We start from the raw sequence: 14156 nt of genomic DNA on the forward strand, positions 1-14156 counted from the left end.
TAACCGTAAATCTGTTTAAAACATCTCAGATTCACGGTTATTTGGCGTTTCTGTTTTTAATTTTAGTTGCTTCTATTATAAAATTTCTTAGTTCGGGCTTACTTAATATGGGGCAGGCTGCGGCTAAAATCATGATGGACCAAAAAAGTGGTGTCATTTTAAATGCATCTTCCGTTGTTAGTTTATATGGAAATTTTGGCCAAAGTAATTACGCTGCATCGAAATGGGGAGTAAACGGGTTGACGAAGACATGGGCAAAAGAATTAGGAAAGTATAATATCCGTGTGAATGCAATTGCTCCAAGATTTATTTTGCCCCCAATGGTAGCGAAGATGCCTGATAAAATAAAAGAAATGATGAAAAGTAAATCTGTATTAAATAAAATGGGAAAACCAGACGATATTGCTAATGGCTACGCATTCCTCGCTTCAGATGAAGCTCAATATATTACTGGGACCATTTTGAGTATAGATGGTGGAACGGTTATTTGACACATCTTTCAATGTGTTGGTATACAGAAAAAGTTGCCATGAATTTAAACTTTCATGGCAATTTTTTTTTTAGTAGTACATGGAAAGCAATTCATAGTTTTCCACCAGAAACATAGATAGAAGAGAAGGGTTCTTACTACTATTGTTTCTTTACCAAGTGATCTGTAGTAGTGATTAAACTATTATTTGCCTCTCTATAAAACCAGCTTGAAATTCATACATAATAATCTGTATAATCTGTGACACATCAAAACTTCTTGGGGTGATTGTCAAATAAACGTTGATACGACAAGGTTTATTCAGTGAAGGAACAGCTTAGTTGCATCATCTAAAGGTAAGGGCTGGTCCTTATATGCAAATGAGAAATCGAATAGAACTAATAATTAAATATTTGTCCAAGATTTAATATATTTTGATAATTTGTAACAATCTCTTAAACGAGCTGTAACCACAGAAAGATTTTCATGTGCTAGCATTAGACTTAATCAATAACAAAAGGGGGACTACTAATGAAAAAGTTAGTATCCGTATTGATAGGTCTGGTTATGTTAGGTATTGCTGCGAACTCTGTTTCAGCAGCTGAATATGAAGTGCAAAAGGGCGACAGCCTTTGGAAAATAGCGCATGAGAATGATACTACCGTTGAAATTTTAATGGAATTAAATAATCTTAAATCGTCTTTGATTCATCCAAAGCAAGTATTGAAACTCCATGATGAAGACTCGAAGGCAGAGTTTTATATCGTGCAAGAAGGAGATACACTCACACAGATTAGTAAAGAGTATGGCGATGAAGTGACAGTCAGCAAACTGAAAGAATGGAATAATTTATCTTCCGACCTCATTATTACGGGGCAGAGTTTAAATGTGAATGGTGTAGGGGTGGAACCGAAACGAGCCCAAGTGGAGGAGCAATCCAATGATGAACCAGTCGTCGTTGAAACGAAGGCTGATAGGAATAATGATGCAACAAATGAAGAGGTAGTAGTGGAAGAGCAAGTGGAAGAAACCGCTGAAGTGGCTGAAGAAACAGCCGTTGCAGAGGTTGAAGAGACAACAACCGAAGAAGTTCAAGGTACAACATTTGTTGTCGAGGCAACAGCTTATACGGCAGGCTGTGCAGGTTGTTCTGGCATTACTGCAACTGGAATTGATTTGAATAACGATCCGTATGCGAAGGTGATTGCTGTAGATCCTAATGTAATTCCGCTTGGTACACGAGTCTATGTGGAAGGTTATGGGTATGCGGTAGCAGGAGATACTGGTGGCGCCATTAAAGGAAATAAAATAGATGTGCACGTTCCAACGAAAGAGGAAGCATATAACTGGGGAAGAAAAAACGTAAATATTACGATACTAGAATGAGTTAAAGGGAATTAATATAAGATTCCCTACAAAAAGAAATCAATTTATAGAGCGTGTTCAGAACCTAAGTGTTCCTTTGGTGATAGATGTTCGACATCTACATATTGACAGTGTTTCTCTTTAAGTAAGTTAAAGGGAGAACACTGTTTTTTTTGTGTTTGCAAATCATATTAGACTAGCCGAGTGAAGAAAAAGATGAATAACTAATAGGATTTTAATAGGCTAATTGTCATGGGTGAATATTTTTATTATGTAAATAAAACTTAACAAAAATTAAAGGATAAACGCTTTAATAACTGGGTATTTTGTAGGATACTGAATATAGAATACATTAAAAAGCAGACGTGATTATACAGCTAGGAGTGTTGGAATGAAAAAGATCTTCAACCTATTTAAATTTAAAAAGTTAAAGAGAAAAATATTATTCAGCTTTTCTATTGTAATGGTTATCGTTGCTCTCTTCTGTGGGTTCATCATCTACTCCATTAATGATTTGAATAAAGATTTGGAGTCGGTATTGGATCAAGAGATGGAAGTGCTGATCACGAGTGAAAAATTGGTGATTAATCTATTGGATCGCACGAGATTAATTCAAGGCCATTTTTTATTCGGCGATATTGAATATAAACGGTCTTATGATGCGGGATTAGAAGAGAGTACAGTCCTGGAAAATCATGCTCTAGAAGTTATTGATTCACCTGAATTTCTATCTTCCCTTGGTAAATTGACGGAATGGGGTGACATTGCGGAAGAAATATTTTCTACATATAGAATGGGAAGAGTTCCAGAAGCGAGGGATATGCTGGACGAAGAGCTGGAGCCGTTTGGAAAAGAATTGATTAATGAATTTTATCTTCATGCGGATAGTGCGGAGCAAAGTATTATCGAGCTAAGCGATGATATTCAAAAGAATATTTATACGATGATGATAGTTGGGGCTGTTATTTCTGCCATTGTCTTCATCCTAGTTGTTGCAATTGCATGGGTTACAGCTAAACTGATCACCAATCCTATAGAAAAATTGATGAGACGAATGAAGAGCATTGCATCTGGTAATCTGGATCATGAACCCTTAATCGTAACAACACAGGATGAAATTGGACAGTTGGTATCGGCGTCGAACGAAATGAATAAGAGCATGCGTGATATTATGCTGAAAATAACGGGTGTGTCTGATACGCTTTCCGCGCATAGTGAAGAGCTAACGGAATCCACGAATGAGGTACGTCATGGTACAGTACATATCTCCAAAACGATGGAGGAGTTAGCTTCAGGTTCAGAAACACAGGCTAATCAAGCGAATGGATTATCTAACATGATATCCAACTTCTCGGAGGAGATGGAGGAAGTCAATCGCAACACCTTACAAGTCCAAAAGGAATCAAATCAAGTGTTGGAAATGACAGAAGAAGGTTCGATTCTAATGGATTCCTCGACGAATCAAATGCAAAGTATTGATACGCTTGTTCAGCAAGCTGTGAAGAAAGTGGAAGGCTTAGATGAAAAGACGCAAGATATCTCCAAATTGGTTACCGTCATTAAAGAAGTTGCTGACCAGACGAATCTGCTGGCATTGAATGCATCCATAGAGGCAGCAAGGGCAGGAGAAAATGGCAGAGGATTCGCAGTGGTTGCGGATGAGTCGGCAAGCTGGCAGAAAAGGTTGGTCATTCTGTAAAGGACATATCGGAGATTGTCACTTCGATACAATTCGCTTTTCGTGATGTTACCGATGAATTGAACCATGGTTATAAAGAAGTGAAGGAAGGTACAATACAAATTCAAAAAACTGGCGAGAAATTTACGAGTATTCGAGATTCTGTGAATGATATGTTTGGTAATATACAGTACATCTCCGACTATTTATCTGAGTTTGCAATCAGCAGTCAAAAGATGAATTCTTCCATCCAAGCAATCACGGCGATCTCTGAAGAGTCCGCATCCGGAGTCGAGCAGACGCTGGCATCTACGCAGCAATCAACGAGTGCGATGGATGAAGTAGCGGGGAGTGCAGCAGATCTGGCCAGATTGGCAGAAGAATTAAATGAGTTAGTGCATCAATTCAAGGTGTAAGGTTCCTGTTACCGTATGTGGAAATCAGGTTTAATAATAAATCGTGGTGTAGATTCTCTTACATCACGATTTTTTGTTTAGATATTTTTTACTGTGATGAATTCCTCTGTTTCGTATTTGCATAAAGAGGTATGATAATAAGTAGGGTAGTATTTTCTTTGCCAACAAAGCGCAATCAACAGGTGGTTGCGCTCTTTATCATGAACGGCCCAAAATGTAGTGATTGATACGAATATATATGAATAGTATAAGTATGTAATAGAAGCGTTAAATAATAATGAGATGTGAGGGATCACGATGACAACTGAGAACGAACTTATAAAAAAATCCTATTATCGAAGACTTATAGATGTAAGTAACAACGAGCATCCAATCAAGATTTTGGGTGAGATGTATCAGGAAGAAATGCAAAAGGAGCAGCCTGACGTATCTTTCATTCGCTTTGCACAAGGAGAAGTCTATTTCTTGAATAATGACTTTGAGGCAGCGATATTTAAATGGCAGCATCCTTTAGACGACGAACTTTTTCCTTGGGCTCAAAAAAATATAGCGGACGCCCATATGGAATTAGGTTTATTAGATTACGCGGAAAACTTTTATAAGGAAGTCGAGACAGATTCTGTGACATTAAAATCTGAAGTGTTGCTATCACTCTTTTCTTTGTACATACAACAAAATGACTTGGAAAAGTCTGTGGCAACGATTAAGAATGCAGTGGAATTGAATCCAGATTATGAGGGTGTAACAGAAATAGCTCGACGATATTTTGAAGAGATCCAGGATTGGGGTAACGCTGTAGAGCTGGCAGTTAATGAAGTCATCCGCACGGAATCTGCTGTTTGGATTGATGTTTTACAAGGATATGCGAATGAGGGCCATACTTCAAATTATGAGCCACATTACTTCACTGAAGTATTACTGGAATTATTCCATTTAGATAAGCAAAGTTTTGAGCGTTTAGTGGAAGGATTGTGGAATAGCTACCGGGACAGTGCTTTTTATTTTGAGTGGCTGGAAGAGATCAATCAACTTCTATTGAATGTAGATTGGGAACCAACCTACACATGGGAAAAACTCCCGAATCTGTTTCAAGATGCTTATTTCCACTTGGTTAGTGGCAAATTCTTCATCCGTGATATATCCAATCTTATCCGTGATCATCTATCGAATTGGTTGGAGTTGTCCTCTGTTTCCAATGGTTTAGTTCCAGCAACAGCAATACTTTCATGGAATGAGAGTTTCCCTTCCGACCTGAATGCCGCACTGGTTCTAAAGGCAGAACATCATTATGAGAATTCAGACCGCAATAAAGACAATGTAAGAGATGGCTTAGAATTATTGAATTCTATTCAAGCATGGGCAGAGAAAGAGGGCTTGCTGGAAGGGTTAAACGAATCGATGAGTCCTTTACCAAGGGAATATAACTTGGCAGAAGCTAGTCCATCCAGAATCCATGATCTTATAAAAGATGCCTTGGATTATTTGTTGAATCAGAAGCTGGAGATGGAGGATGTCATCCTACAAGATATTAATTGGAATGGAGAAATGCTAAAGGAACTGCATGATTATCAACGTCAGATTAGTGATCAGGAAGAAGCAAAAGCTGAAAAAATAAAAAATTCTTTCCGTGAAGCAAAGAATAAATTAATGGAGAGTATAGAGGTTCAATTACCTAAGTTGCTTCAAGATTGTTCCAGCCTAGTGAAAGAGGATAGTGACTATTCCAAACTCCTTACTTTAATTAATGAGGAAATGAATAATCGGATAGCGAGATATATGAAACAGAATGCTCTACCGGAGTTTAAGCAAGCTTTTGACGGATGGATAGAGAATTGTGAAATGGAGTTCCAGGAAAGTCAGGTGCTATGTACGGAATTTACGGAACGTATAAACGAACAGTTTAACGAAGAAAAGGTCGTGCTGGCTGGTGACTTCAAGGTACTCGAGGATTGGCAACGGGATATTGAAAGAATTTCCAGAATGTTACTCCGTCCAGAAAAAATAAATATATTATTACGAAATAATCCTTCCCAGCTATTCCTGAAGGGTGCAGGAAAACTATTGGGACCACTTGCGAAAAATAAAGATATGCTCGTTAATCGATACAAGGACTACATCGAAAATGCAGACTATAAGGAAGTAACACAGGAAACGATTAAAGTACTGCGTCAACAGCTGGAGTTATTTGAAGAATCGCTGGAATGGGATGTAGAACGATTTTTCAAGGAGCCAGAAGAAAAGTTAAACAATTTAATCGAAGAAGTGCAAGTCAATATGGAAGAACAGAGCAATGCATTAAATCAAATCCAAGAAAATCCTGAGTTGTACAGAGATCCGCTCACTTTGTTTGAGTTGAGACTTCGTCAGTATGAATTGGTGAATATGATTAATGCGAACAGGTGACAGTGAGTTTGTTTAGGAAAGTCGGTCAACTTATCATGGAAATTACAAAACAGAAGCGTTTTCCCTTGTAGATAAAAGGGGCGCTTCTGTTTTTTGTATAATGAAGTTCCAACACCACATCATTATATTATCTTTTAACAACTTCAAAATTCGCATCAATCAATAACCAGTTCTGCGGGAATGGTAATCCTAATTTCCAATAACTGATGCCGCGAAGATTTAAACGCTTCAATAAATCAAACTTGGCTTGGATGGAACGAGCATCTTCGAACCAGACTTTATGACTTCTGCCTTGCTCATCTACATAATCAAAGTGTGGGGCTTGGGCTGTAGTATCATATTGTATTGGGACATTAAATTGTCCTGCTATCTCTATAGCCCGCTGTGGACTGACTGCAGTCGCATATTCTCCACCCGGTTCAAAAGGAAGTGTCCAATCATACCCATACAAATTTTGTCCCATCATTATTTTGTTGGCAGGCATCTCGGTTAAAGCATATTGTAAAACTTCTTCAACTGGACCAATCGGAGATACAGCCATCGGTGGTCCACCTGAATAACCCCATTCATAAGTCATCAAAACAACAAAATCCACGATTTCACCAATAGCGCCATAATCATGCGCCTCATACCACTGGCCAGCTTGTTCTGCACTTGTTTTAGGTGCTAAGGCAGCTGAGATGAGTAATCCTTCGGCATGAAGGCGTTCTCTAGCTTTTCTTAGGAAGTTGATATAAGGCTCCCTTAGATCACCAGGTAGAAATTCAAAATCAAAATGGACATCGCTTGCATTCATGCTTTTGGCTTGTGAAATGATGTTGTTCAGCAAAAGATCTTGAACTGCTTCACTTTGTAAAATTTCCCTCCCAAGCTCACCACTAAATTGCCCGTTTTCCAAGTTTGTAACGACCATCATCGTTGTAGTTCCGGCGTTACTGGCAATATTGGGCAGGTCGTCTAAAGGTAATGGTTTCAAGCTTCCATCTCTTCTTGCCTCGAAACTGAACGGGGCTAGATAAGTTAAATAAGGTACAACATTCCTTGCGTCTTCGATTAAGGCTTGGCTTACCTCTGTCCCTCTTGGTTCAATGTAGGCATTCGTCTCAGCTTGGGTTCTGGGTCTGGGAGGAATGACCAACCTAAAGCCGACAGGTAGTGGTTGATTTGGGTTAATTCGATTCACTTCAGCGAGGCTTAAATAACTAATACCAAATCGTTGACCGATCGACCATAAATTATCGCCAGGTTGTACCCAATAAAAACTCCCCCAAATAGGAATGACCATTGCTTGCCCAACAACCAACCTATTCGGGTCAGGGATTTGATTTGTCTGAACGATAGCCTGCACCGTTGTTCCATATAACTGTGCAATCCCTGCAATCGACTCCCCAGACTGCACGACATGTATTTGCATATATATTCTCAACTCCTTGTAAAAGATAACAAACTGCTCCCTTAGATGCTATGAGAAAAATAGAGTAAACATAACTGTTTTTCAAAGTTTTAATCATAAAAGTTAGAGGATGGTTATAACTGCAGTCAATTTTCCAGTTAGATCTATAATCTAATTTCACATAAACCTTGACATCCAATATTAGAAGTTGTATATTGTTTAATATACTTAATTAAAAATACATTAATTAACTTATTATTGATTAAGGCTTAATAACGCAACAGAGAAGGAGAGTACATCATGGGATTACTAGATAGATTGTTTGGAAGAAAAAAAGAAAAGATCGAAGAAAAGCCTGAAGTATTAAGAATCGGAATTATTCAAGGCAGTGTAAGAGACGGACGTAACGGTGAACAAGTTGCCGGTTGGGCGTACGACTTTGCGACAAAGCGTAATGATAAAAATGTAGAGTATGAGCTTGTTGACTTAGCTGATTATAAATTGCCGATGTTAGGCTCAGAAGTTGCAGAAGCAGATAAAGGAAAAGCAGATGCAGCAATTAAGGCATGGTCTGAAAAAATTGCATCATTCGATGGTTACGTATTCGTAGCACCTGAATACAACCATGCAATAGGTGGGGCACTGAAGAATGCATTGGACTACTTGAACCCAGAAGTAAACAATAAAGCAGCTGGATTCGTTGGTTATGGCAGTCTTGGTGGAACTCGTGCACATGAGAACCTTCGTCTTATCTTAGGCGAATTGCAAGTGGCGGACGTTCGTACTGCACTTACATTCTCTTTGATGGCAGACTTTGAAAACTTCTCCGTCTTCAAACCTGCTGATTACCATGAAAATAATGCAAACCAAATGCTGGATGAAGTAATCAGATGGAGTTCTGCATTTAAATCTTTAAGAAAATAAGCTTCGAAATTAAAAAGATGGTCAGCCTGGATTTTTTAGGCAAACCATCTTTTTTTGATGATTCAACAACTCTATACTTCTGTAACAAGGTTCAAGCTGAAAGGGTGATGGATTCCAGATTCAAATCGATGAAGATGTTCCCTTCAAGTTATGCATAAATATTTCTTTTGCTATATTCTCATTAACGATACCGGTAAGTTTCAACAACATTTTTATGATACGGATGTTCTTTAATTGGATGGTAGAAGAGATGACAACACCAATTTGTTTCTCCTTGATAAATCCACAATACGTATGGAAGCCCATCGTTGTTCCACCGTGATGGATAATAGGGAAGTCGCTCCATTTTTTATTTTCAATGAACCAGCCGAGCCCCATATTAAAATCCTTCCACTGGGTAGTGGAGTGTATCTGATGCGTAAAGTCCATTTCCTTTTGTATCGGATGTTGGATGAGTCCCATTTGAGCCTTAAGGTAATGAAGCATATCATTCATCGTACTCTTTAATGCGCCTGCCCCATTGATAGCCGGGAGCATAATTGGTCGGATTGGTTCAACTTTTTTATTATAGGGCTGTATGTATCGTGAAAGCTGCGCCTCGTCACCGGTGATAAACGTGTCGTTGATCTTTAGAGGAACCAGGATATTCTCCTTTATCGCTTCTTCATAGGTTGTTCCAACTAATTCACTTAGCACATTTGCTAATAGTCCATATCCAGCATTAGAATAATTCCACTTTGTATCAATATCCTTTTTTAAATCATAATCGATGAAAAATTTATTGAAGTCCTGAGGGGTAAAGTATTTATAAGGATTGTCCTTTTCATTCTTATGTTCTTTCATACGTTTGCGGAGTGTTTTCATATCTTCTCTAGGCAGGCTGGAACGGTGTGTGGCAAGGTGCCGGAATGTCACTTCTTTCCCGTTGTACGATAAAGCATTCTTATATTCCGGCTTGAAAGACGAGATAGGCTCATCCAGTGCAATGGTGTTATTTAATACTAATTTTGATAAAAGCAAGCTGGTAAAAGTTTTGGTTGTAGAACCAATTTCGAATACTCGATCCTTGGTATCGACACCGTCTATCTCGTTATCTACCGTTCCGGTTATGAAGTGATCTTCCTTATTTACGACGCCAACTACAATGCTTGCCCGCTTCGCATTTTTCCTTTCGATTTCCATCAATGATTGCGCAGCTTGATTAATCATAGAAACTCCTCCAATTCATTATTTTGATCGGAGATAGCCTCCGAATTTTCTAGATTATAAATCATTCATTATTGTTCTTTGCATTTTCATAGAGTATATTCTAATAACCCCATAATTATCTTGATTATATAATACATTCAGTAATTCAAGTCATGATGCCCATTCCACACCGCTGGAACTTATATGTTGGAGTACTTTCCTGGGATGTATTACTTATGAAGGTACAGGGAAAAATACAAACATCATGGTAATTTAGAATAGGAGTGTGAAATTTGATTAATAAAGTCGGACAAATCATGTTATACGTAAATAACCAAGATGAGGCTATGAAATTTTGGACAGAAAAGATGGGATTCATAGTGATTGCAGAGGAAGAAGGCCAGGGGATGAAGTGGATTGAGATTGCCCCGACAAATGATGCAGAAACAAGCATCGTGCTGCATAATAAAGAATTAGTTGCTAAAATGTCTCCTGAATTAAACCTTAGTACACCTTCTTTGATGTTTTATTCAGATGATCTTGACGAATTACACAAGGAATTGGTAAATAAAAATATTACCGTTGGAGAAATTATGAACATACCTTCGGGTAGAGTATTTAATTTTGCAGACAATGAAAACAATTACTTTGCCATCATGGAAAAAAGTTGATAACTAGAATGAAGCCTGTTTCCATGATGGAACAGGCTTGTGCAGGACAAAATTCTACTAAACAATCTTTCTGTTCCAGAAACGATGATGGCCGATAGCCTTAATAAACTCATCAGGAAAATGTCGAACATCATTACCTATGATAACACCAGGTTTTCCATCGAATTGATTAACGGTTAAAAACGCTATACCTCCGTGAGTGGCACCAATTGGTTTAAAATGTGAGAATGCCTCATCGATAAAGTATACTGCTTTTTTATTAAAATTCCGGTTCGTTTCACTGCCGTTAACAATAAATACGGCATCATATTGAACGGATTTAGCTGTTTGGAATGTATGATCTGCTTTTAAAGTAATTCCATTTGTCCCTGTCACATGACCTTGATGTTCACTGATGATTTCAACGAAAAGGTTGGCATCCTCCAACCTATTCAACACAAATTGCACATCAGGACCATGAAAGCCCTTCGTAAGGATAACTGCTACCCTACGTGTGTCCGGTTTAAATATCGTGTTTTGCTGACTTAGAGCAGGGGAAGCCGATGTCACAGAGGAGCCACCCGAGGCAGGTGGATTTACCCCTATCCGTTTAGCGACTGTCCTTGCAAGGTCCAGGTTCACATTGGCAAACATATTAACCGCTTCTTGGCGGATGTATTCACTTTTCACTTTTCCGAGCTCAAAGCTAAATGCATCAATGATATGCCTTTTTTCAGCAGGGCTCATACTGTTCCAAAACAGGGTCGCTTGAGAAAAGTGATCGGTGAAGCTTTCACTTCTGGCTCGGATTTTTCTGCCGTCCACTTTCTCTTGATAATGCTCATAACCACCTTCTTCAGGCGGTACAGGTGCGGGTGTATTTCCTGCAAGAGTGTTCCGGTGATAACTTACTTTACCCAAATTAATCGTTCGTCTTCCAAAACCTTCCCTTTGGTTATTGTGGAATTGTACAATTGGTCTATTAATCGGAATTTCATGGAAATTCGGTCCACCTAAACGGAGGAGCTGTGTATCAATATAAGAAAATAAGCGACCTTGAAGCAGTGGGTCGTTAGTGAAATCAATACCTGGAACGACATGGCCTGGATGAAAAGCAACTTGCTCCGTTTCCGTAAAGAAGTTATCGACATTCCGGTTTAATGTCAATTTACCAATGATTTTTACCGGAACGATTTCCTCTGGCCAGTTTTTTTTGCATCTAAAATATCAAACTCCATTTTAAATTCATCTTCTTCATTGATGATTTGGACTCCAAGTTCATATTCAGGATAATGGCCCTCCTCAATAGCATTCCATAAATCATTACGATGAAAATCTGGATCAATCCCTGCCAGCTCATGCGATTCTTCCCAAAGAAGGGAATGTACTCCGAGCTTAGGCTTCCAATGAAATTTTACAAAATGGGCTTTTCCTTGCTCATTCACAAAACGGAACGTATGAACACCGAATCCTTCCATCATTCGAAAACTGCGTGGGATGGCGCGATCGGACATAATCCACATAATCATATGAGCAGATTCCTGGTTGCTGATAACAAAATCCCAGAAAGTATCATGCGCCGTTGAAGCTTGAGGGATGTCATTATCTGGTTCCGGTTTGAATGCATGGACGACATCAGGAAACTTAATCGCATCCTGTATGAAAAATACCGGAATATTATTGGCAACTAAGTCATAATTTCCTTCCTCCGTACTTACAGGATACTTCAACAAAGACTCCTGTTTTTGTCCGTTTTTCAACCGTAAACGGATCGAAAGGTTCAGCAGATACGGTTCGTGATGCTAGAGGGTTTGCGACCAAGTTTTAGCGGATCCCGGAGCGGGTCGTTCATGCACGAGGCTTTGCCGCACATGGTGAATTTGAACTCTATGAAGATATGAGTGCCTATACAAGGGCTTAATTTCATGGTCAAAATGGGTCACCTTTTCCCGGAAATGAAAATCTTCCAATAGCGTCGGCCCGCGTTCGCCAGCTTTTAATGAAAATTCATCCTCAGACATTTTTAACCCTTGATTGGTCGTCAATGCTTTTCCTTTGTCATTGACTTTATAAGCTTCCAGCTGCTGTTCCTTTTTATTTTTTCGTATGTCCCGATTATCCCCCATATAGAATCCCTCCTATAGAATAAACTTATGAAAAAAATTGCTGTTTATTCTGTATGTGTAGAGGTAGGGAAGGGGAGATATCATATTTGAACTACAATCTTAATTTTGGATTCTTCTCACTTCTATATATAAGGTAATATCTTATCCATTTTTTCTTTGAGATTATTAGCTTGCTTTGTGTAAATTTGTTTTGCATTTGGATCATCTGTTTGTCGCGCGAATCCTTCTAATTCGGCGTGGATGTTAGTAAGTATTTCACTAAGTACAGGCCGTTCCAATTTATTCGTTTCGTTGACGTTTTGATACAAATCAACATATATTCTGCCCTTGGAATCCATTTGTGCCAGGAATACATCTTTTTCATTCTTTGCTCCCTGTTGTTGGATTTGCTGCAACAGCCAGAGCTTGGAATAACCGAGATGTTCTAGGCTCTTTTTCATAATCTTCCCATCCATAATTAAGATTGTTGGTCCATGTTCTTTTGCAACAGAGATTCCAAGTGTTTTCGGGGTGACGGGTTGTTGTTCCGACTTTAACATAATACTTAGTTCCCCGTTCGTTTCAAATACAGCTTGTTCTACATCCGAAACATGAAAGACCCCTTTTTCCCTCAATAAAAGCATTAATTCACTCAAGTTCATTAGATTCTTTTTCAGGTTTTTTTCCAGTATCTTTCCTTTGTCGATTATGACGGCTGGTTGGCCGTCGGTTATATTAGAGAATTTGAGTGATTTCATTCCTGCATAAGCCAGAACAATAGGAAATATCCCCCAGATGAAGAGGGAAACTAATCCGTTCAATGCTTTTACATTCTGGTCGACAGACATCGTTGCAGCAATGGAACCAATCGTAATGCCTACACAGTAATCGAAGAATGTAAGTTGGGAAATTTGTTTTTTTCCCATAATTCTCGTCATGATGAATAAAAGTAAAAAAGCTATGAGTGAACGTATGACAATCAAGATAAGTTCCGGCACAGATATCACACCTACTTGTATAATTGTTTTTTCTTTTTATTATTGGGCAAATTAGGTGTAATCATACCGTGAAGAAGGGAGTGCAGATAATAGTGAAAAGATATTTATTTTGTTTCATAATCATCCTCTTACTTTCGGGCTGTTCCGATCCAGTTGGCGGTGAGGTGTTTTTCAATCATATCGATGAGATGGAGCAAGCTCTAGATCAACAGGAATGGAATATGATTACACAATACGTTGAGGATTTTAAAAAAATATACAAAGACGAGCAATGGAAGCTTCAATTGCTTGGGGATGAAGAGGAATATGAAGGGTTGTATAGGAGTATCAATAATTTGGTTGCAGCAGTAAAGGAAGAAGATTCCGTAAATCTAAGAATGGAGTTGGCAACTTCAAGAACAATCCTTGAACAAATATATTCGGTATGAAATATCGACACTCTTCAAAAAAGAAGCCTAGGTTTTAGACTGACATAGCAATTTGAGACAATAATAAAACACCTTCTTAGGCTGCCATTCCACGAAATTCTATTGGAGATTGGTAGCCTAATTTTTCTTGAATACGCTC

The 14156-nt window shown here is 38.6% G+C and carries 9 protein-coding genes and 5 pseudogenes; 9 read left to right on the forward strand and 5 right to left on the reverse strand.

The features are described from left to right. The 4 genes and pseudogenes from ACFSBH_RS13635 to ACFSBH_RS13650 all read left to right on the forward strand — a co-directional run. Window positions 1–491, forward strand: a 491-nt coding sequence (locus ACFSBH_RS13635) for an SDR family oxidoreductase (protein WP_379598041.1), incomplete at its 5' end; no start/stop codon positions are given. 509 nt (window positions 492–1000) lie between these two features. Then, on the forward strand, window positions 1001–1855 hold the full coding sequence (locus ACFSBH_RS13640) for a 3D domain-containing protein (protein ID WP_251517226.1): 855 nt from the start codon (window positions 1001–1003) through the stop codon (window positions 1853–1855). 1033 nt (window positions 1856–2888) lie between these two features. Continuing rightward, window positions 2889–3928: pseudogene (locus ACFSBH_RS13645) on the forward strand (methyl-accepting chemotaxis protein). A 297-nt stretch (window positions 3929–4225) separates the two neighbouring features. Further along, a complete protein-coding gene (locus ACFSBH_RS13650) occupies window positions 4226–6331 on the forward strand; it encodes a tetratricopeptide repeat protein (protein WP_251517233.1) in 2106 nt (701 codons plus the stop codon). Window positions 6332–6458: 127 nt separating this feature from the next. Here ACFSBH_RS13650 and ACFSBH_RS13655 read toward each other — a convergent pair whose 3' ends face one another. Beyond that, the gene (locus tag ACFSBH_RS13655; RefSeq protein ID WP_379598043.1) at window positions 6459–7745 is read right to left on the reverse strand and encodes a glycoside hydrolase family 18 protein; all 1287 of its coding nucleotides are present in this window, start codon (window positions 7743–7745) and stop codon (window positions 6459–6461) included. A 279-nt stretch (window positions 7746–8024) separates the two neighbouring features. Between ACFSBH_RS13655 and ACFSBH_RS13660 the strand changes: the two genes are divergently transcribed. Then, a complete protein-coding gene (locus ACFSBH_RS13660; RefSeq protein WP_251517239.1) occupies window positions 8025–8648 on the forward strand; it encodes an NADPH-dependent FMN reductase in 624 nt (207 codons plus the stop codon). A 120-nt stretch (window positions 8649–8768) separates the two neighbouring features. Here the strand turns inward: ACFSBH_RS13660 and ACFSBH_RS13665 are convergent, their stop codons facing one another. Then, window positions 8769–9857: a serine hydrolase domain-containing protein gene (locus ACFSBH_RS13665; protein WP_251517243.1), complete on the reverse strand. Its 1089-nt coding sequence runs from the start codon at window positions 9855–9857 to the stop codon at window positions 8769–8771. A gap of 272 nt (window positions 9858–10129) precedes the next feature. Here ACFSBH_RS13665 and ACFSBH_RS13670 point away from each other — a divergent pair, with 272 nt between their 5' ends. Continuing rightward, on the forward strand, window positions 10130–10507 hold the full coding sequence (locus ACFSBH_RS13670) for a VOC family protein (protein WP_251517246.1): 378 nt from the start codon (window positions 10130–10132) through the stop codon (window positions 10505–10507). A 57-nt stretch (window positions 10508–10564) separates the two neighbouring features. On the opposite strand, the pseudogene ACFSBH_RS13675 reads toward ACFSBH_RS13670, so the two are convergent. After that, window positions 10565–12198, reverse strand: a pseudogene (locus tag ACFSBH_RS13675) (catalase); the annotation flags it as partial. Between the two features lie 23 nt (window positions 12199–12221). On the opposite strand from ACFSBH_RS13675, the pseudogene ACFSBH_RS13680 reads away from it, so the two are divergent. Next, window positions 12222–12311 (forward strand): annotated as a pseudogene (locus ACFSBH_RS13680) (catalase); the annotation flags it as partial. Between the two features lie 3 nt (window positions 12312–12314). Continuing rightward, window positions 12315–12404 (forward strand): annotated as a pseudogene (locus ACFSBH_RS13685) (catalase); the annotation flags it as partial. On the opposite strand, the pseudogene ACFSBH_RS13690 reads toward ACFSBH_RS13685, so the two are convergent. Continuing rightward, window positions 12400–12612: pseudogene (locus tag ACFSBH_RS13690) on the reverse strand (catalase); the annotation flags it as partial. The pseudogenes ACFSBH_RS13685 and ACFSBH_RS13690 sit on opposite strands and share 5 nt — an antisense overlap. Window positions 12613–12734: 122 nt before the next feature. After that, entirely contained in the window at window positions 12735–13589 is an 855-nt protein-coding gene (locus tag ACFSBH_RS13695; protein ID WP_251517255.1) for a DUF421 domain-containing protein, read from the reverse strand. Between the two features lie 92 nt (window positions 13590–13681). Here ACFSBH_RS13695 and ACFSBH_RS13700 point away from each other — a divergent pair, with 92 nt between their 5' ends. Then, on the forward strand, window positions 13682–14017 hold the full coding sequence (locus ACFSBH_RS13700; RefSeq protein ID WP_251517258.1) for a lipoprotein: 336 nt from the start codon (window positions 13682–13684) through the stop codon (window positions 14015–14017). Window positions 14018–14156 lie beyond the last annotated feature (139 nt).

This window comes from Oceanobacillus luteolus, assembly GCF_042678205.1.
GTDB classification, from domain to species: Bacteria; Bacillota; Bacilli; order Bacillales; family Amphibacillaceae; genus Oceanobacillus; species Oceanobacillus luteolus.